Genomic DNA, 17,162 nt, shown 5'->3' on the forward strand with positions numbered 1-17,162 from the left:
CACCGGTCGGTGACCGCCACTCGGTGACCACCACTCGTGGCCGCCGCACGGTGGCCACCGGACGCGTCGCAGAAACCGTGGGGCCGCCGCAGAGACGCCGCAGAAAGGAGTCGCCGTCATGACCGCCGCCACTCAGGAGCGCATGCCGGCGCTCTACCTCAGCCACGGCGCCCCGCCCCTCGCCGACGACCCCGTCTGGCCCGGCGAGCTGGCCGCCTGGTCCGCGGGCCTGCCCCGCCCCGAGGCGATCCTCGTCGTCTCCGCCCACTGGGAGGAGGCCCCGCTCGCCCTCGGCGCCACCGAGACCGTGCCCCTCGTCCACGACTTCTGGGGCTTCCCCGAGCACTACTACCGGGTCACCTACCCCGCCCCCGGCGCCCCCGAGCTCGCCGAGTCCGTGCGCAAGCTGCTGCGTGCCCCCGGCACCCCCGTCCAGGACGTCCCCGACCGGGGCCTGGACCACGGCGCCTACGTCCCGCTCGTCGAGATGTACCCGGAGGCCGACATCCCCGTCCTCCAGGTGTCCATGCCGACCCTCGACCCCGTGAAGCTGATGGACATCGGGCGCCGGCTCGCACCGCTGCGCGACGAGGGCGTGCTGATCGTCGGCTCCGGGTTCTTCACCCACAACCTCGCCGCGCTGCGCCAGGGCGGCATCCCCGCCTGGTCGGCCGAGTTCGACGCGTGGGGCAGGGAGGCGCTCCAGGCGCGGGACGTGGACGCGCTGCTGGACTTTCTCCGCAAGTCCCCCGCCGGCCGGCTCGCCCACCCGCGCACCGAGCACTTCGCCCCGCTCTTCGTCGCCATGGGCGCCGCCGACGCGGCCGGCGAGCTTGGGGAACAGAAGTCCGTGATCGACGGGTTCTGGATGGGGCTGGCCAAGCGGTCGGTGCAGTTCGGCTGAGGCGGGCCCCCGGCACGTTCTGTGGCCCCGGCGGCCGGGACCCTGGGGTCACAGCTCCTTCTCGTACCAGGCCACGTCCCACCAGCGGCCGAACTTGTGGCCCACCTCCCGGTACGTGCCGACGTGCCGGAAGCCGAAGCGCTCGTGCAGACGCGTCGAGGCGGCGTTCGGCTGGGCGATGCCCGCGTAGGCGCGGTGCAGGCCCTCACCGGCCAGGGCGTCGAACAGCGCCTGGTAGAGCAGGGTGCCGATGCCGCGCCGGCCGGCGTCCGGGGCGACGTACACGGTCGTCTCCACGGAGGTCGCGTACGCGGGTTTGGGCCGGAAGGGGCTGGACGTGGCGTACCCCAGGACGCGGCCCGTGCCGGCGGCCGTGGCAACCATCAGGCGGTGGGAGCCGTCTACAGGGTGGGAGAGCAGCCAGGGGCGTCGCTCCGCCGGAGTGAACGGAGTGATGTCGAACGTGACGGCCGTCTCACGTACGTAGTGGTTGTAGAGGTCGGTGAGGGCCTCGAGGTCCGCCTCGGTCCCCGGTCTGACCTGCACCTCCGCCTGATCGGACGGCATCACACCTCCCTGCGTGGCCGGACAGGGTACTGCATGATCAGAAAAATTGGTGGGCGTGTTGGGAATTCTGTCCTGATTCCAGTCGTTGTTTCCTACGGATGCGGGCACCCGAGCAGAGTCCGGAAGAGACCCTGAGGACCGTGCCCAGCGTCCGCAGGACCGCCCGCTGACCTCACCATCGCAAGGGAGCACGCATGGCAACCCGTGCCGTCGCCCGTCGTCAGTCCGCCTCCGGCGAGACGGCCGACTCGGCAAGCAGTGTTCGCGCCCATGGCGGCGAGATCGCCGACCGCGACCTGGTCGGCATGTACCTCGACGAAATCGCGCGCACGCCGCTGCTCGACGCCGCCAAGGAGGTCGAGCTGTCACAGATCATCGAAGCGGGTGTGTTCGCACGACAGATCCTCGACGGCCTCGAGGAGAACACGGTGGGAGCGACCCCCGAGGAGCTCCAGGCCCTGGTCGACGAGAGCGAGCGGGCCAAGGACATCTTCATCCGCTCCAACCTCCGCCTGGTCGTCGCCGTCGCCCGCCGGTACCCGCGCAGCGGCCTGCCGCTGCTCGACCTGATCCAGGAGGGCAACGCCGGCCTGGTCCGCGCGGTCGAGAAGTTCGACTACCGCAAGGGCTTCAAGTTCTCGACGTACGCCACCTGGTGGATCCGGCAGGCCATCACCCGGTCCATAGCCGACCAGTCGCGCACCATCCGCCTGCCCGTCCACCTGGTGGAGGAGCTGGGCCGGATCCGGCGCGTGCAGCGCGAGTTCAACCGTGAGCACGGCCGCGACGCCGAGCCCGCGGAGATCGCCGCCGAGCTCGGTTCCACGCCGGAGCGCGTCACCGACGTGCTCGACTGGGCGCGCGACCCGGTCTCGCTGAACATGTCGGTGGACGACGAGGGCGAGACCCAGTTCGGCGACCTCCTGGAGGACACCTCAGCGGTGTCGCCGGAGCAGTCGGTGATGACGCTGCTGCGCAGCGAGGAGCTGGACGACCTGATCGGCCGCCTCGACCAGCGCACGGCCTCCATCATCAAGATGCGCTACGGCATCGAGGACGGCCGGGAGCGCACGCTGACCGAGGTCGGCAAGGAGCACGGCCTGACGCGCGAGCGCATCCGCCAGATCGAGAAGCACGCGCTGCTGGAGCTGAAGAAGCTGGCCCGCAGCACCGGGTTCGACGCGGCGGCGTGACGGGCGTTCCCGTCCGCCGGCGCGGCGGCCGGTCCCCGCGTGCGTCCGCCACCCGTCCCGCGTGACGGCCGGGCCCCGCGCAGCCGCGTGAGGAGCGCGTGCCGCGTGCGCCGGGTGGCGGAAGACCGCGCAAACATGGCTGTAGCCCGCCGCTTCAACCCGCTGGGGTCAGGGAACAAGACTTCCGAACCCGGTATTCGACAAGCCCCCGGGGCCATGAGCCCCGCGGGCCGACCCACACGCCACGTCCCGACGCACCACCCCCCCGGCGCCGGGACTTCCCAGGCCGGGTCCGGCGCCTGTCCCCCCGGGCGCCGGGCCCGGCTTCTCCTGTGCCGGGCCCCGGGTTCTCGAGCCCGCGCACGGCTCCTCACGCCGCGCACACGGTTCTCGTGCCGCACACGGCTTCTCAGCCGCGTACGGTCTTTCATGCCGGGTTCGGCTTCTCATGCCGGGTCCGGCCTCTCAAGCCGCCTACGGCTTCTCAGGCCGGGTTCGGCACGGACCGCGCTCATAGCGGGTCACCCCGGACCTGAACCCCGGGGTGGCCCGCCAGATGGCAGATTGTGCCACATGGGCATAGCCTGCCGAAGGTGAGCAGCACCACCCCGACGCCGCCCCCGCCGTTTCCCGAAGACCCGGCGGCCGACGGCTCGTTGACCGAACGGCGCAAGGCGCAGACCCGCCTCCACATCGCCCGTACCGCCGCCGCCCTCTTCGTCCGGCAGGGACTGCGTGCCACCCGCGCCGAGGACATCGCCCACGCGGCCGGCGTCGCCCCGCGCACCTTCTACCGGTATTTCGCCACCAAGGAAGAGGCCATCGGCCCCCTCTACGCGATCGGCGCCCGGCGCTGGGTGGACGCGGTCCGCACCGCCCCCGCCGGGACACCGCTGCCGCGCGTGCTCGAGGAGGCCGCGCGCCACACCCTCACACCCGGCCTCGGGGTCACCGAGGAGTCCTGGAACTGGGTGCGCGCCCTCATCCGGCTCGCGGCGGACAACCCCGCGCTGAGCAGGATCTGGGCGGATGCCTGCCGCACCTCGGAACGGGACCTGGCGGAGGCGCTGGCCCACCGGCTGACCGAGGGCCGGCCTCCGCGTCCGGACGCCGACGTCGCCGCCCGCACCCGCCTGTGCTTCGCCGCGGCCGTCGCGTGCGCGGCCGTCCGCACGGCCATGGAGAGCTGGGCGGCGGGCGACGGCCCGGCGGAGGGCCCGGAGAGCCCGGCCGCACTGGCCGCGGCCAGCCTGGCGGCGCTGCGGGACTTCCCCTGGGACGCGGTGATGCCGGCGCGGGACGGTTCCAGGAACCGGCGTCCGTCCTAGTCGGCGGCGCCCGCTGCCCCGGTCAGCCGGGCGCCCAGCTCCCGTGCCGCCTCGGCCAGTTCCGGCGGCTCCTGGACGGTGAAGGCGTGGCCCAGCAGGGCCAGGCGTACCGCCATCCAGTCCTTGGGCTCGCTCACCGTCGTCCGCAGCCGGCAGCGGCTGTCGTCCAGCGGCTCGGGCGCGCCCATCCAGTGCGGGAGCCGGGCCGCGACCGTCGCGGCGGGCGCGGCGAACGTGACGACGAGCTCGTACGACTCGTGCGCGCGGTTCATGGACCGGCGCAGGTACTCCGCGGCGCTGCCCGTCGGCGGTTCGCGCGGTGCGAAACGGGCGCCGGTGGCGAAGGTGTCGCTGATCCGGTCGACGCGGAACGTCCGCCAGTCCGCGCGGTCGACGTCATAGGCGACGAGGTACCAGCGGCGGCCGGTGGACACCAGCCGGTGGGGTTCCGTCAGGCGCCGGGACTCGGTGCCGTCGGCCGCCCGGTAGGAGAACCGCAGCCGTTCGTGCCCGGCCACCGTGGACGCCATCACGGTCAGCGTCCCCGGGGCGATGGTCGCACCGTCCCCGCTGGTCAGCGGCGTCGTCGCGGCCTGGAGCGTGCTGACACGGTGGCGCAGCCTGCCGGGCAGCACCTGCTCCAGCTTCGCCAGGGCCCGCACCGACGCCTCGTCCACGCCCTCCAGCGCGTGCCCGGCGCCGGCCCGCAGGCCGACCGCGATGGCCACCGCCTCCTCGTCGTCCAGCACCAGCGGCGGCATCGCCTTCCCGGCGACCAGTCGGTAGCCGCCGTCCGATCCCATCGTCGCCCGCACGGGATAACCGAGGTCCCGCAACCGCTCGATGTCCCGCCGGACCGTGCGCCGGGAGACCCCGAGGCGGTCGGCCAGCTCGCCGCCGGGCCACTCGCGGGGCGTCTGGAGGAGGGAGAGGAGCTGGAGCAGCCGGGCCGGGGTGTCCGTCGTCATGGACCGAGCATGCCGCACCACTAGGACCGGATCCGACCTACTGAGGTCCTAACTTCACGGACATGCATTCCACCGACCCTGCTCCCACGCAGACGCCGCAGCCCGCCACGAACGACCGCCGGCGCTGGTTCGCGCTGGCCATCGTGATGACCGCGGCCTTCATGGACCTCGTCGACGTCACCATCGTCAACATCGCCGTCCCGTCGATCCAGCGCGACGAGGGCGCCACCTTCAGCCAGATCCAGTGGATCACCGCCGGCTACGCGCTCGCCTTCGCCGCCGGGCTGATCACCGGCGGACGGCTCGGCGACATCCACGGCCGCAAGCGGATCTTCCTCGTCGGCGTCAGCGGCTTCACCGCCGCCTCCGCCCTGTGCGGCCTCGCCGTCAACCCCGAGATGCTGGTCGCCTCCCGCATCCTCCAGGGCGCCACGGCCGCGCTGATGGTGCCGCAGGTGCTCTCGATCGTGCACGCCACCTTCCCGGCGCACGAACGCGGCAAGGTGTTCGGCCTGTTCGGCGCCGTCGTCGGCCTGGGCGCCGTGTCCGGACCGCTGCTCGGCGCGCTGCTGACCCAGTGGAACCTGTTCGGCCTGGAGTGGCGGCCCATCTTCCTGATCAACCTGCCCGTCGGCATCGCCGCCCTCGTCCTCGGCAGCCGCTTCATCACCGAGTCCAAGGCACCGCGCGCCCGCACCCTCGACCTGCCCGGCGCCGCCCTCGTCACGCTCGCCCTGCTCATGCTGCTCTACCCGCTCACCCGCGGCCGCGAACTGGGCTGGCCGGTGTGGGGGTACGTGTCGATGGCCGGCGCGCTCGTGGTGTTCGCGGCCCTGGTGGCGTACGAGCGGGCCAGGGGCGCCCGGGACGGGTCCCCGCTGATCGAACTGTCGCTGTTCCGGGTGAAGAGCTTCGCGGCGGGCATCGCCGTGCAGACGGTGTTCGGCGTCGGCCTCGGCGTGTTCTTCCTGGTCTGGACGCTGTACATGCAGGTCGGGCTGGGCTGGAGCGCGCTGCGCGCCGGACTGACCGGCGTGCCGTTCTCCGTCGCGGTGTCGGTGGCGGCCGCGGTGTCCGTCCAGCGACTGGTCCCGCGCTTCGGACGCAAGGTGCTCCAGGCGGGCGCCCTGGTGATGACGGCCGGCGTGCTGATCTACCTGGCGGAGGCCGAACGCTACGGACTCGGCATCACCTCCTGGCAGATGGTGCTCCCGCTGGTCGTCATGGGGGCCGGCATGGGCCTGATCGTGGCCCCGCTGACGGACGCGGTGCTGTCCGAAGTGCCGCGCGAGCACGCCGGATCGGCGTCGGGGCTCATCAACACCGTGCAGCAGATGGGCCACGCGCTCGGCCTCGGCCTGGTGTCCGTGGTGTTCTTCGGCGTGATCGACGAACGGCTCACGCCCGCCGAGGTGGGCCCGGCCTTCGTCGACGGCTTCACCCACGCACTGGGCTGGGTGGCGGCGGTGCTCGGCGCGATCTACCTGCTGATGTTCGCCCTGCCGAAGCGTCCGGCGCAGCACGTCGAGGGCGGCGGGGGCGTCGAGGAGGCGCCCGTGACGGGGGAGAAGGAGCGGGAGCTGGTGCCCTGACGGGCCCCCTCCGGTTTCCCGCCGTGCAGCCGTGCAGCCGTGCAGCCGTGCAGGGAAACGGGCCTGGCGAGGCCGCCCGCGCACCCCACGGCCTTCGTGATCGTCGTCCTCAAGGGCCTGTGCCGTACGGCGGATCCGGCCGGCCCGGCGGCGGACACGGACGCCGCCCCGGCACCGGACCGGAGCAGGGAAGCGGTCGCCGTGCAGACCTTGTGACGATGCGTCCGTTTGGGGGTGTGTGGGCCATTCATGCCTAGTGCGATATAGATCACGATCGTCACGGTCCGGGGTACAAAGCCCCGGACCGTGGTGTGTACTGGGCCGCATGGCTGAGCAAGAGACCCTCTCGCGGACGACGGGTGCCACCGTCCTCACCTTGGTGGTTGTGGCCTGCGCGGCAGGTCTGGCCGACGCCCTGCGGCGCCGCGTCCGCGTCCGCAGGCGCGCACGCGACCACCCCGGGGCGGAGCCCACCGCGATGCACACCCACCACGGCGTCCCCGTCATCCCCCGCCAGCGGGCCACCGGCCCGAGCGCCGAGACCGTACGCCTCACCGAGGCCGAACGCGACGCGTTCGCCGTCCTCGTACGGCGCCTCTCCGAAGGGGACTAGATGTTGCGGGCAACGACGTTGCTGACGGCGGAGCTGCGCCTGGGGCCTGTCTGATCAGGTCAGTGATTCAGTGCTGTCTGATCGGCCGTGGCTCACCGGCCCGGCCGCTTTGATGGGTCAGGACTCGCAACGCGTCCGAAGAGGCTGAGTCCTTCGGGGTGTAGATCTCGACTCGGTGGTCGGGGCTGTCGGGTTGGAGCCACACCTGGTAGTCCACGTTCACGGCACCGACGGTGGGGTGCTGCAGGTGCATGGCCCCGACGGTGCAATCGGAGACGTCACCGGTGGCCCACATCGTGGCGAAGTCGTCGCTGCGCATGGTGAGTTCACCGATCAGCCCGGCCAGGCGGGCATCGGTGGGGTACCGGCCCGCGGTGAGTCGCAGGTAGGCGACGTGGATGCGGGCGAGCTCGTGCCAGTTGCGGTACATGTCGCGGGTGAGGGGATCGAGGAAGAACATCCGTGGGATCGACGGACGCTGTGCCGGGTCTTGTGGCGCTTCGTAGGAGATGTGCTCGGCGACGAGTGCGTGTCCGGTGCGGTTCCACGCGAGCACGTCTCCACGCCTGCCGAGAACAATCGCGGGTGTGGCCTCACCGAGTGATTCCAGGAGGGTGAGGACTCGCGGGTGAGGCTCCTCGCGAGGCGGTTCGCACAGGCCGGGCTTCACGGATTGTCGAGCGAGATTGTGCAGGTGGACGGTCTCCACCTGGTCGAGCCGGAGCACACGAGCGAGCGCGTCGAGAACCTGCTCGGAAGCGGTCTCGGCCTGGCCTTGTTCCAAGCGCGTGTAGTACCCCACACTCACTCCGGCGAGCTGAGCGAGCTCTTCACGCCTCAGGCCGGGGACTCGGCGAGAGGTGCCGTAGGTGCGCAGGCCGATCTCAGCCGGAGTGACCCGGTCACGGCGGCTCTTCAGGAACGTTCCGAGGCTCTCCATGAGCCCGAGCCTAGGATGCCGGCCAGGCCGGTGGGTGTACCTGTCGGGTGTACCCACGGCACGGGGATGGCTGGCGACCGCGTTGCGTCGGACCGTCGACGGCATGACTCAACAGCGTGTGCACAACTCACCTGGCCTGCGGGCGTGGCTCGGGCTCGCGGTGATCCTCGGACCGGTCCTCCTCGTCTCCATGGACGGATCGATCCTGTTCCTGGCGATGCCGCGGATGAGCCAAGCCCTCTCACCGACCGCCGACCAGGCGTTGTGGATCCTGGACGTCTACGGCTTCGCCGTCGGCTCCTTGCTGATCGCCTTCGGCAGCATCGGCGACCGCTACGGCCGGCTGAAGCTGCTGATGATCGGCGCGACCGTGTTCGGAGCCGGGTCCGCCGGGGCGGCGTTCGCACCGAGCCCGGAGCTTCTCGTCGCCTTCCGAGCGCTCATGGGGGTGGCCGGCGCGACCCTCCTGCCCTCGGCCCTGGCCGTGCTGAGCGAGCTGTTCCCCGACTCCCGGCGCCGGGCGCGGGCCATCGGCATCTTCGCCGCCGCGTTCGCAGCCGGGTTCGCCGTCGGCCCGATCGTCGGCGGCACCCTCCTGGAGCGGTTCTGGTGGGGCTCGGTCTTCCTCATCAACCTCCCCGTCATCGTCGTGTTCCTGCTGTTCGCGCCTGTCCTTCTCCGCGAGGTCCGCGCGACTCGGCCAGGTCGCATCGACTCGCTCAGTGTCGCGACCTCCGCCGGAGGCCTCCTGCTCACGATCTACGGTCTCAAGCACATGGCCGCGGACGGAGTGTCGGTCCTGTCAGCCGTGACGGCGCTCCTCGGCGTCGTGCTGCTGACGCGGTTCACTCTCCGCCAGCGGCACCTTGAGCACCCGCTGATCGACTTCTCCCTGTTCCGTGACCGCGTCTTCACGATCGCGATCATCACCGGTCTGCTGCCGCTGGCAGCGTGGTCGGCGGCGGCGTACCTGGCAGGCGTCTACCTCCAGTCCGTCCTGAGCCTGAGCGTCCTGCACGCGGCACTCCTGGCGCTCCCCGGTGCGGTCGTCCTCACGGTCTCCTGCATCGTCACGCCGGCTGTCGTCGATCGCATCGGCAAGAGGGCCGCGCTCATCATCTGCCACTTCTCCATCGCGGCCGGTCTGGTGCTGTTGCTCCCCACCACGACAACAGGCGGGATCGGTTGGTACATCGCTTCGACGGCGATCGCCGGCGTGGGTTACGGCATCTCCTTCAGCGTCGTCGCCGACACCGCGGTCGGGGCAGTTCCCACGGAACGAGCGGGATCGGCGGGCGCGATCGCCGAGACCAGCAACGAGATCGGCAATGCCCTCGGTATCGCGATCCTCGGGTCACTCGCCGTGCTGATCTTCCGGCTCCAGGGGCCAGATCTCGCCCCCACCCTCGACGAGACCCTCCAGCTGCCCGATCTCGCGCCCGCAGCGGTCCAGGAGGCGAAGGGGGCTTTCGTCACCGGTCTGCACGCCGCTGCCGTGGTGGCCGGCGTGTTGCACGCCGTACTCGGGACCGTTGCCCTGCGCTGGCTCCCCAAGCCGGTGCCCGGCGAGCCCACGACGGACCGAGTGGAGAGCAAGGCTTGATGGCTCACGCCAACGCACCCCTGTCGGCCGGCCGAAGGCCGACGGCGATGGGTGGAGCGCTGCCAGAGAGCCGCCCGATCGCCCATGTCGCCGCCGAGACGGGAATCTCACGAGCGTGTGCATCCAAGTGGGTCAACCGGTGGCGCCGCTACGGCGACATTGGCCCACACGACCGGCCCTCGGCCCCGCATACCAGCCCGAACGCGACCCCGACCGAGGCGATCACCAAGATCGAGACATGGTGCAGCGGAGAGAAATGGTCCGCGCAGCGGATCACTCACGAACTCGCTGAGACAGGGTTCACGACCAGCCGGCGGACCGTCACACGACACCTGGCTCGGCTCGGGCAAAGGTCTGGTTCACCGCCCATGGAATCAACCACATCCACCGAGTTGTGACCGACAACGGCGCCGCTGTCGCTCGGGCGATTTCGCGCGGATCGTCGGCAAAGAGAGCAGGCACCGGAAGGCCAAGCCGTTCACCCCACGCCATAACGGGAAAGTGGAGCGCTGCCAACGGATCCTGGCCGAGGAACTCCTCCACGCACGCGAGTTCACGTCCGAAGCCGCACGGACAAGTGCGACAGCAGTCCGGAACATCCACGACAACTGCCACCGGCTGCACGGCGCTGCAGGCGGCCAGCCACCCGCAGCGAGCCTTCGGAGCGGCGTCACCGACGTCCTGCCCTCATACGACTAGACCGTCCCCGCACCCCGCCCCCCGCGTCAGCGGCCCTGCGCGGCCCGGCGCTCCATCGCCCGCCGCGCGGCGTCCTCACTGGCGTACACCTCGCACATGTGCCGCCCGTCCGGCGTCACCGTGTGCTCGACCTCCCACAAGGACACCTCCTCACCGTCACCCAGCAGGAACGCGTGCTCGTAGAGCGAGAAACACAGCGCTGCACGGCCCGCCCGGGGCGGGCGGCCGAACGCCTGGGTGATGCGGTGCGCGCACGCCGTCGCCAGCAGCGCCGCCATGTCGGCGTCCGGACGGTCCGCGTTCTCCGCCCGGCGCAGTAAGCGGCGGGCGTGGTCCGGGGAGTCGTCCGGGACGTACGCGTGCCGCACCGCGGGCAGCGGGAACGAGGGCGTCGTCACCGGCAGTTCGAAGTCCGGGGTCTCCGGCGGCAACGGCAGCCGCGCCGTCGCCGTGCGCAGCTCCTCCTCGTCCACGTACACCTCGTGCTGCGGCTCGCTGCCCGGAGCGGTGTCGTGCACCAGCTCCCACAGCGTCAGCGCCGAACCGTCCGCCAGCAGCCAGGTGTGCCGGTACGTCTCCCGGTGCAGACCCGCGCTGTGGTGCGCCGAATGCAGGGAACTGTCGTGCGCCAGCGCGCGGTCCAGCCGGCGGATCGTCTCGTCCGGCAGCTCGAAGGAGTTCAGGGTGCGGCCCAGGAGGCGCGCGAGATGCTCCTCCGGTGAGTCGGACGAGTCAGGTGGTTCGCACGCTGCCGTCTCGTACGGAACGCTCAAGGTTTCTCCCGGCGTTGCTGCATGTCACCTTGTGGGTGCATACCGTAGCCCCTCGGTCGGACGTCGTGTCAGGGAACCGAGAAAACGTCTGCCCGAACGACGAGCGAAACGCGCGAGAAGTTCCCGAAGAAGCCTGCCCTGGCGTGAATTGTTCCTGGTCAAACGGTACTTCTGGGGTGCGTGGGAGAGGGCGCGCGACCCGTTGTGCGCCGGTCCGCGCGCGCCGGGGGGCCCGCCCCCTCCCTCCCTCCCTCCCCGCCTCCCCCTCATCCCCCGCCGTACAACTCCCCGTACGACGGCCACGCCCCGCCCGGACCGTCCACCGGGCCGGCGGCGCGTACCGCGCGGACGATCGCCCGGGTCACCAGGTCCGCACCCGCCGCGAGAACCTCGTTCAGCGCGAGCGGATCCTTCACGTCCAGCGGGTGCGTGCCGGTGGCCAGGGCGAAGACGGTGTCGCCGTCGTTCAGCAGATGCACCGGGCGGACGGCGCGCGCGATGCCGTCGTGCGCGGTGCCGGCCACCTTCTGCGCCTGCGCGCGGGTCAGCTCGGCGTCGGTGGCGACCACCGCCAGCGTCGTGTTCATCGGCGGCGGGGCGTTGCGCTCGGCCGCCTCCGCCAGCCGTCGCCGCGCGGCCCGGTGCACCTCCGGGTCCGGCAGACGCGGCCGCCCTCCGAAGTACTCCCCGTACAGCACCCCCGTCTCCAAGTCCACCGCCGACCCCACCGCGTTGGCCACCACCAGCGCGGCCACCGTCGCCCCCGACGACAGAACCGTGCTCGCCGTGCCGACCCCGCCCTTGAGCTGACCCACCACGGCGCCCGTCCCGGCGCCCACACAGCCCTGCGGCGCCGGCGCCCCGACATCGCCGGCCGCTGCGGCCTCGACCGCCTCGCGGCCCAGGGCGGCGTCCGGCCGCGCCCGGAAATCCCCGCCGCGGCCCAGGTCGAAGACGCAGGCGGCCGGCACCACCGGCACCACGTGCGTGGGCTCCGGACCGACCCGCACCCCGCGCCCCCGCTCCTCCAGCCAGGCCATCACCCCGGACGCCGCGTCCAGGCCGTAGGCGCTGCCGCCGGTCAGCGCGACCGCCTCCACCCGCTGCACCAGGTTGCGCGGGTCGAGCGCGTCCGTCTCCTTCGTGCCGGGACCACCGCCGCGCACGTCCACCGCGGCGACCGCACCGCCCTCCGGGGCGAGCACCACAGTGGCGCCGGTGAGCCATCCGTCGCCGGTCCGCGTCGCGTGCCCCACGCGCACGCCGGGCACATCCGTCAGAGCGTCAGCCTTCATGAGGCAGTCATGCCCCCGTGGCCCCGGCCGTACCCTGGAGGCATGAGTACCGCCCCCGAGCCCCGGCCGCGCGAGCCGAAGCCCGCGCTGGTCTTCGACGACCCGCTGGACCAGCAGTCCTCCGACGACACGGACCGCGGATGGGGCGAGCGTCCGTCCGGCGACAGCGCCGGCGATCTGAAGCGCTTCCTCGACGAGAAGCCGCCCCACCACATCTGACCGGGCAGCGGTCCCGCCCGGCCGGGATCGCCCTGCGGGGCACGGCGAAGCCGGACCGTGCGCCCCCGGGGCGTCCTACCGGCCGTCGCCGGTCCGCTCGCCCCCGCCGTCGGCCCGCAGGCTCTTGCCCTCGCCCTGCGCACGCTGGGCCACCAGGGCGTCGCGGATCTCCTTGAGGACCTCCAGCTCGGTGACCTCGACGACCTCGCGGGCGCCTTCCTTCGCCTTCCGGCGGGCCTCCACACGGGCCAGGTACTTCGCCATGGGCAGCACCATCAGGAAGTAGACGACGGCCGCGGTGATCAGGAACTGCAGCGTCGCGCCGAGGACCGAGCCCCACAGGATCCGCACCCCGGTCGCCGCGTCCCCGGTGCCCTCGCAGGGGCCCTTCAGACAGGACGCGTAGCTGTCGAGGTTCTGGGTGCCGAACGCACCCACCAGCGGGTTGATGATCCCTTCCACGACCGAGTTGACGATGTTGGTGAAGGCCGCACCGATGACGACCGCCACCGCCAGATCGACCACGTTCCCGCGCATCAGGAAGGCCTTGAAGCCCTGCCAGAGGCTGGTCTTCTCCTGGTCGCTCACAACGGGGCCTCTTTTCTTGCGCGCAGGGTGCGGAGGAAAGCGCTCCGCAACTTACGTCACGACCGAGGCGAGTTGTCCAATCGTGCCGAAGGGCGGGACGGTACCGCCGGCCGGGGACGGCGTCCGTCGCCGCGCGCGTCACCACAGCGTCACCGCCAGCCGTGCCGTGGCGCTCGCGCCGGCCAGCTCGGCCGCCGTGCCGCGCGGCACCGACAGGACGACCAGCGCGCCCCCGTCGCCGTCCGACGGCTCCGGCACCTCCGTGACTCGCGCCCCGCGCGCGACCACCCGCGCCTCACCGCCCGACGCCGTCTCCTCGGCGGCGATCACGTCCACCCGGTCGCCGGGCCGCAGCAGCCGGACGGTGGCCGCGTCGGCGATCCGCACCGGCGCGGTGACCGTCGCACCCGCGCGCCGCTGCCGTACGGGACGGTCGTCGCCGCCGGACGGCACCGGTGTCCCCGTGGCCCTGGCCGGCTCGGGGTGCCCGCGCGACCGGTCGGTGTCCCTCGGGCCCGCCGCCACGAGCGCCGCCGCGGTCACCGCGAGCCCGACCGCCACGGCACGTCTGCGGTGCCGCGCCAGCCGGCCCGCGAGCGGCAGTGCACCGCGCACCCGCACCGGGGCGAAGTGCGGCACCTCGCACGGCGACGGCACATCGGCACCGTGCGGACGCGGAACGGCGGGGGAGGAGAAGGGGAACGGAGAACGACGGGACGCGGACGAAGTCGACGACATGGACGACGTGGACGACAGTGACGACGCGGGCGACACCGACGACGCGGACGACAGCGACACAGGACCACCACCTGGGACGAGGGACCGAACCGGCTTGCGCACCCCACGGTGAAGCCCCCGGCGGAACCCCGCCGGGGGCTGTGGACGCGTCCCCGCCTGTGGAAAACCCCGCCACCCGAACGGGTACCTCCGCCCACCGGCGTCCTGCGCCCGCCCGTCCACACCGCGACGGTGCCCCACCCCGCCAAAACGGTGCCCCACCCCGCCAAAACGGCGGCCCACCCCGCCAAAACGGCGGCCACCCCCTACGGCAGCTCGACCCCCGGATCCATCCCACCCAGCGCCGACGCGCACAGGCAGTCCCGTTCCTCCGTCGCCGGCAGTGCCGCCACCGTGTCGAACAGCACCCCCCGCAGCCGGTCCACGTTGGCCGCGAACACCCGCAGCACCTCGTCGTGGGAGACGCCCTCGCCCGTCTCGGCGCCGGCGTCGAGGTCGGTGACCAGGGTCAGCGAGGTGTAGCAGAGCTCCAGCTCACGGGCGAGCGCCGCCTCGGGGTGTCCGGTCATCCCCACCACCGACCAGCCCTGCGCCTGGTGCCACAGCGACTCGGCGCGGGTGGAGAAGCGGGGGCCCTCGACGACGACCAGGGTGCCGCCGTCGACCGCCTCCCAGTCCCGGCCGCGGGCCGCCTTCAGCGCGGACGCCCGTCCGGTGGGGCAGTAGGGGTCGGCCAGGGACACGTGGACGACGTTCGGCACGCTGCCGTCGGGCAGCGGCAGCCCGTCGAAGTAGGTGGTGGCGCGGGACTTGGTGCGGTCCACGAGCTGGTCCGGCACCAGGAGCGTGCCCGGGCCGTACTCGGGGCGCAGGCCGCCCACCGCGCACGGACCGAGGACCTGGCGCACGCCGGCCGACCGCAGCGCCCACAGGTTGGCGCGGTAGTTGATGCGGTGCGGGGGCAGGTGGTGGCCGCGTCCGTGCCGGGGGAGGAAGGCGACCCGCCGGCCGGCCACCTCGCCGAGGAAGAGGGAGTCGCTGGGCGCCCCGTAGGGGGTGTCGACCTGGACCTCGGTCACGTCGTCGAGGAAGGAGTAGAAGCCGGATCCGCCGATCACGCCGATGTCGGCGTTCGCCATGTTCGCCATGGCCCGACCCTAGCGGCACCGGAAACGCCCAGGGCCCGGTCGGCCGCCTCCCTGGACGCCGCGAGCCCTGCCGTCGGCTCCCGGAAATGCCGCGAGCCCTGTCATCCGCCCCGGAAACGCCGCGAGCCCTGTCGTCGGCTCCCGGAAACGCCGAGGACCCCGGCGTCGTGCGACGACAGGGTCCTGCGCGGTGTGCGGGAGGCGGTTACGCCGCCGTGGTGCTCGCCGAGCTGCCGGAGGATCCGGACGAGGACGAGCCGGAACCGGAGTCCGACGACGAGGAGCCCGACGACGAGGATCCGGAGGACTTCGACGACGCCGGGGAGGAGCTCGACGAGGAGCCGCGGCTGTCGTTGCGGTAGAAACCGGAACCCTTGAAGACGATGCCGACCGCGGAGAAGACCTTCTTCAGGCGGCCCTGGCAGTCGGGGCACTCGGTCAGGGCGTCGTCGGTGAACTTCTGCACCGCCTCGAGGCCCTCGCCGCACTCGGTGCACTGGTACTGGTAGGTCGGCACTGTCTTCCTCCTGGCACTCTCACTCAATGAGTGCTAACGACGGTCCATACTGACGCATTCCGAGGGCCTAGTCCACCGCGACGGACTCGCGGTGATCCATGCCACGTGCGACGGTACGCCCGCGCGGAGCACCCGCGAGCCGCGAGCGCAGGGCCAGCAGGGTCGCCAGGGCCAGCAGCGTGCCGCCCATCGGCACCAGGAATCCGGCGCCGTCCCACAGCCGGTCCTCGAACTGTCCGGCGACGGTGACGGCGGTGGCCTGGCCGAGCGCGACGGCGCCGGTCAGCCAGGTGAACGCCTCGGTGCGGGCGCCGGCCGGGACCAGGCTCTCGACGAGCGTGTAGCCGGTGATCAGCGCCGGCGCGATGCACATGCCGACCAGCAGGCCGAGCGCGCCCAGCAGCAGCGCCGAATCCGCCGTCCACAGGGCGGACGCGGCGAGCGCGAGGGCGGCGTAGGCGACGATCAGGCGGCGCTGCGGGGCGGCCTTCCAGGCGATCGCGCCGCAGGCGAGGCCCGCGAGCATGTTGCCGGCGGCGAAGACGCCGTAGAGGACGCCGTTGAGGCCGGGTTCGCCGATGGACTCGGTGAACGCGGCCAGGGAGACCTGCATGCCGCCGAAGACGGAGCCGATGCCGAGGAAGGTCACGATCAGCACCCGCACGCCGGGCACGCGCAGCGCGGAGGCGTTCCGTACGCGCGCGTGGCCGTCGCCGGTCGCGGCGACCGGCGGCTGGGTGCCCTTCTGCGCGGCGAACAGCAGACCGCCGACCAGGGTGAGCGCGGCCTCGGCGATCAGGCCGGCGGACGGGTCGACCGTCGTGCACAGGGCGGTGGCGAGCAGCGGGCCGACGACGAAGGTGAACTCGTCCGTGACGGACTCGAAGGCCGTGGCGGTCGCCATCAGCGGGGAGTCCTTGAGGCGGACGCCCCAGCGGGCGCGCACCATCGGCCCGACCTGCGGCACCGAGGCGCCGGTGGGGACGGCGGCGGCGAACAGCGCCCACAGGGGTGCGCCGTTCAGCGCGAGCGCGGTGAGGGCGAGTCCGGCCGCCGCGTGCACCAGCACGCCGGGCACCAGCACGGCGCGCTGGCCGTGGCGGTCGGCGAGCCGTCCCGTGCAGGGGGCGAACAGCGCCATGGAGACGCCGGTGACGGCCGCGACGGCGCCGGCCGCGCCGTACGAGCCGGTGGTGTGCTGGACGAGCAGCACGATGGAGAGGGTGAGCATCGCGAACGGCTGACGCGCCGCGAAGCCGGGGAGCAGGAACGTCCACGCGCCGCGGGTGCGCAGCAGGCGGCCGTATCCCGGTCGGGAGGTGGCCGCCGAGTCCTTCGACGTGGTGACCGTGGATGCCACGGCCCGTGCCTTTCCGCCACCTGGTAGCGCCCCGCGCGAGGCCGCGCGGCACGCCGAGAGCTGTCCTCTTGCGCTGACTGCGGTAGATACCGGCGCCACAGCTCAGGGCGCCCGGCC

The 17,162-nt window shown here is 72.4% G+C and carries 17 protein-coding genes and 1 pseudogene; 8 read left to right on the forward strand and 10 right to left on the reverse strand.

Features of this window, described 5'->3' with window-relative positions:
* Positions 1–142 precede the first annotated feature (142 nt).
* A complete protein-coding gene (locus ACIQ8B_RS09185; RefSeq protein WP_403546396.1) occupies positions 143–904 on the forward strand; it encodes a dioxygenase in 762 nt (253 codons plus the stop codon).
* 48 nt (positions 905–952) lie between these two features.
* On the opposite strand, the gene ACIQ8B_RS09190 is transcribed toward ACIQ8B_RS09185, so the two are convergent.
* Positions 953–1,471: a GNAT family N-acetyltransferase gene (locus tag ACIQ8B_RS09190; RefSeq protein WP_403546300.1), complete on the reverse strand. Its 519-nt coding sequence runs from the start codon at positions 1,469–1,471 to the stop codon at positions 953–955.
* Between the two features lie 194 nt (positions 1,472–1,665).
* Between ACIQ8B_RS09190 and ACIQ8B_RS09195 the strand changes: the two genes are divergently transcribed.
* Entirely contained in the window at positions 1,666–2,664 is a 999-nt protein-coding gene (locus ACIQ8B_RS09195) for an RNA polymerase sigma factor RpoD/SigA (RefSeq protein ID WP_403546301.1), read from the forward strand.
* Between the two features lie 593 nt (positions 2,665–3,257).
* Positions 3,258–3,992 carry a TetR/AcrR family transcriptional regulator gene (locus ACIQ8B_RS09200; protein ID WP_403546302.1) on the forward strand — a complete coding sequence of 245 codons (735 nt, stop codon included), beginning with the start codon at positions 3,258–3,260 and terminating at the stop codon, positions 3,990–3,992.
* Here ACIQ8B_RS09200 and ACIQ8B_RS09205 read toward each other — a convergent pair.
* Positions 3,989–4,960 carry a YafY family protein gene (locus tag ACIQ8B_RS09205; protein ID WP_106413785.1) on the reverse strand — a complete coding sequence of 324 codons (972 nt, stop codon included), beginning with the start codon at positions 4,958–4,960 and terminating at the stop codon, positions 3,989–3,991. The genes ACIQ8B_RS09200 and ACIQ8B_RS09205 overlap by 4 nt on opposite strands.
* A gap of 62 nt (positions 4,961–5,022) precedes the next feature.
* Between ACIQ8B_RS09205 and ACIQ8B_RS09210 the strand changes: the two genes are divergently transcribed.
* Both ACIQ8B_RS09210 and ACIQ8B_RS09215 read left to right on the forward strand, forming a co-directional pair.
* Positions 5,023–6,552, forward strand: a complete 1,530-nt coding sequence (locus tag ACIQ8B_RS09210) for an MFS transporter (RefSeq protein ID WP_403546303.1) — start codon at positions 5,023–5,025, stop codon at positions 6,550–6,552.
* A gap of 325 nt (positions 6,553–6,877) precedes the next feature.
* Complete coding sequence (locus tag ACIQ8B_RS09215) at positions 6,878–7,165, forward strand: hypothetical protein (protein ID WP_290001244.1); 288 nt, start codon at positions 6,878–6,880, stop codon at positions 7,163–7,165.
* Positions 7,166–7,232: 67 nt separating this feature from the next.
* Here the strand turns inward: ACIQ8B_RS09215 and ACIQ8B_RS09220 are convergent, their stop codons facing one another.
* Positions 7,233–8,105, reverse strand: a complete 873-nt coding sequence (locus tag ACIQ8B_RS09220; RefSeq protein ID WP_403546304.1) for a helix-turn-helix transcriptional regulator — start codon at positions 8,103–8,105, stop codon at positions 7,233–7,235.
* A 103-nt stretch (positions 8,106–8,208) separates the two neighbouring features.
* On the opposite strand from ACIQ8B_RS09220, the gene ACIQ8B_RS09225 reads away from it, so the two are divergent.
* Both ACIQ8B_RS09225 and ACIQ8B_RS09230 read left to right on the forward strand, forming a co-directional pair.
* On the forward strand, positions 8,209–9,708 hold the full coding sequence (locus ACIQ8B_RS09225; protein WP_403546305.1) for an MFS transporter: 1,500 nt from the start codon (positions 8,209–8,211) through the stop codon (positions 9,706–9,708).
* Positions 9,708–10,407, forward strand: a pseudogene (locus ACIQ8B_RS09230) (helix-turn-helix domain-containing protein). The gene ACIQ8B_RS09225 and the pseudogene ACIQ8B_RS09230 overlap by 1 nt, the downstream one beginning before the upstream one ends.
* Positions 10,408–10,433: 26 nt before the next feature.
* Here the strand turns inward: ACIQ8B_RS09230 and ACIQ8B_RS09235 are convergent.
* Together ACIQ8B_RS09235 and ACIQ8B_RS09240 are read right to left on the reverse strand one after the other, a co-directional pair.
* Complete coding sequence (locus ACIQ8B_RS09235) at positions 10,434–11,180, reverse strand: DUF6227 family protein (protein WP_403546306.1); 747 nt, start codon at positions 11,178–11,180, stop codon at positions 10,434–10,436.
* A gap of 266 nt (positions 11,181–11,446) precedes the next feature.
* On the reverse strand, positions 11,447–12,475 hold the full coding sequence (locus ACIQ8B_RS09240) for a P1 family peptidase (protein WP_403546307.1): 1,029 nt from the start codon (positions 12,473–12,475) through the stop codon (positions 11,447–11,449).
* A gap of 42 nt (positions 12,476–12,517) precedes the next feature.
* Between ACIQ8B_RS09240 and ACIQ8B_RS09245 the strand changes: the two genes are divergently transcribed.
* Positions 12,518–12,694, forward strand: a complete 177-nt coding sequence (locus ACIQ8B_RS09245) for a hypothetical protein (RefSeq protein WP_290001229.1) — start codon at positions 12,518–12,520, stop codon at positions 12,692–12,694.
* Between the two features lie 75 nt (positions 12,695–12,769).
* Here ACIQ8B_RS09245 and mscL read toward each other — a convergent pair whose 3' ends face one another.
* From mscL to ACIQ8B_RS09270, 5 genes are all read right to left on the reverse strand, one after another.
* Entirely contained in the window at positions 12,770–13,282 is a 513-nt protein-coding gene (gene mscL / locus ACIQ8B_RS09250; RefSeq protein WP_290001224.1) for a large conductance mechanosensitive channel protein MscL, read from the reverse strand.
* A 138-nt stretch (positions 13,283–13,420) separates the two neighbouring features.
* Positions 13,421–14,020 (reverse strand): hypothetical protein, encoded by a 600-nt coding sequence (locus ACIQ8B_RS09255; protein WP_403546308.1) that lies wholly within the window; start codon positions 14,018–14,020, stop codon positions 13,421–13,423.
* 305 nt (positions 14,021–14,325) lie between these two features.
* A complete protein-coding gene (locus ACIQ8B_RS09260; protein WP_403546397.1) occupies positions 14,326–15,159 on the reverse strand; it encodes an S-methyl-5'-thioadenosine phosphorylase in 834 nt (277 codons plus the stop codon).
* Positions 15,160–15,373: 214 nt separating this feature from the next.
* Complete coding sequence (locus tag ACIQ8B_RS09265; RefSeq protein ID WP_106413793.1) at positions 15,374–15,685, reverse strand: FmdB family zinc ribbon protein; 312 nt, start codon at positions 15,683–15,685, stop codon at positions 15,374–15,376.
* 67 nt (positions 15,686–15,752) lie between these two features.
* A complete protein-coding gene (locus tag ACIQ8B_RS09270; RefSeq protein ID WP_403546309.1) occupies positions 15,753–17,045 on the reverse strand; it encodes an MFS transporter in 1,293 nt (430 codons plus the stop codon).
* Positions 17,046–17,162 lie beyond the last annotated feature (117 nt).

It is taken from the genome of Streptomyces sp. NPDC096105, assembly GCF_044763335.1.
Classification (GTDB): domain Bacteria; phylum Actinomycetota; class Actinomycetes; order Streptomycetales; family Streptomycetaceae; genus Streptomyces.

What these genes read in the sequence shown, in the direction of transcription:
- ACIQ8B_RS09185 (WP_403546396.1), top strand. Translation starts at nt 143, where the DNA reads ATGCCGGCGCTCTACCTCAGCCACGGCGCCCCGCCCCTCGCCGACGAC.
- ACIQ8B_RS09190 (WP_403546300.1), bottom strand. Translation starts at nt 1,471, where the DNA reads ATGCCGTCCGATCAGGCGGAGGTGCAGGTCAGACCGGGGACCGAGGCG.
- ACIQ8B_RS09195 (WP_403546301.1), top strand. Translation starts at nt 1,666, where the DNA reads ATGGCAACCCGTGCCGTCGCCCGTCGTCAGTCCGCCTCCGGCGAGACG.
- ACIQ8B_RS09205 (WP_106413785.1), bottom strand. Translation starts at nt 4,960, where the DNA reads ATGACGACGGACACCCCGGCCCGGCTGCTCCAGCTCCTCTCCCTCCTC.
- ACIQ8B_RS09210 (WP_403546303.1), top strand. Translation starts at nt 5,023, where the DNA reads ATGCATTCCACCGACCCTGCTCCCACGCAGACGCCGCAGCCCGCCACG.
- ACIQ8B_RS09215 (WP_290001244.1), top strand. Translation starts at nt 6,878, where the DNA reads ATGGCTGAGCAAGAGACCCTCTCGCGGACGACGGGTGCCACCGTCCTC.
- ACIQ8B_RS09220 (WP_403546304.1), bottom strand. Translation starts at nt 8,105, where the DNA reads ATGGAGAGCCTCGGAACGTTCCTGAAGAGCCGCCGTGACCGGGTCACT.
- ACIQ8B_RS09225 (WP_403546305.1), top strand. Translation starts at nt 8,209, where the DNA reads ATGACTCAACAGCGTGTGCACAACTCACCTGGCCTGCGGGCGTGGCTC.
- ACIQ8B_RS09240 (WP_403546307.1), bottom strand. Translation starts at nt 12,475, where the DNA reads ATGAAGGCTGACGCTCTGACGGATGTGCCCGGCGTGCGCGTGGGGCAC.
- ACIQ8B_RS09245 (WP_290001229.1), top strand. Translation starts at nt 12,518, where the DNA reads ATGAGTACCGCCCCCGAGCCCCGGCCGCGCGAGCCGAAGCCCGCGCTG.
- ACIQ8B_RS09255 (WP_403546308.1), bottom strand. Translation starts at nt 14,020, where the DNA reads ATGTCGTCGACTTCGTCCGCGTCCCGTCGTTCTCCGTTCCCCTTCTCC.
- ACIQ8B_RS09260 (WP_403546397.1), bottom strand. Translation starts at nt 15,159, where the DNA reads ATGGCGAACGCCGACATCGGCGTGATCGGCGGATCCGGCTTCTACTCC.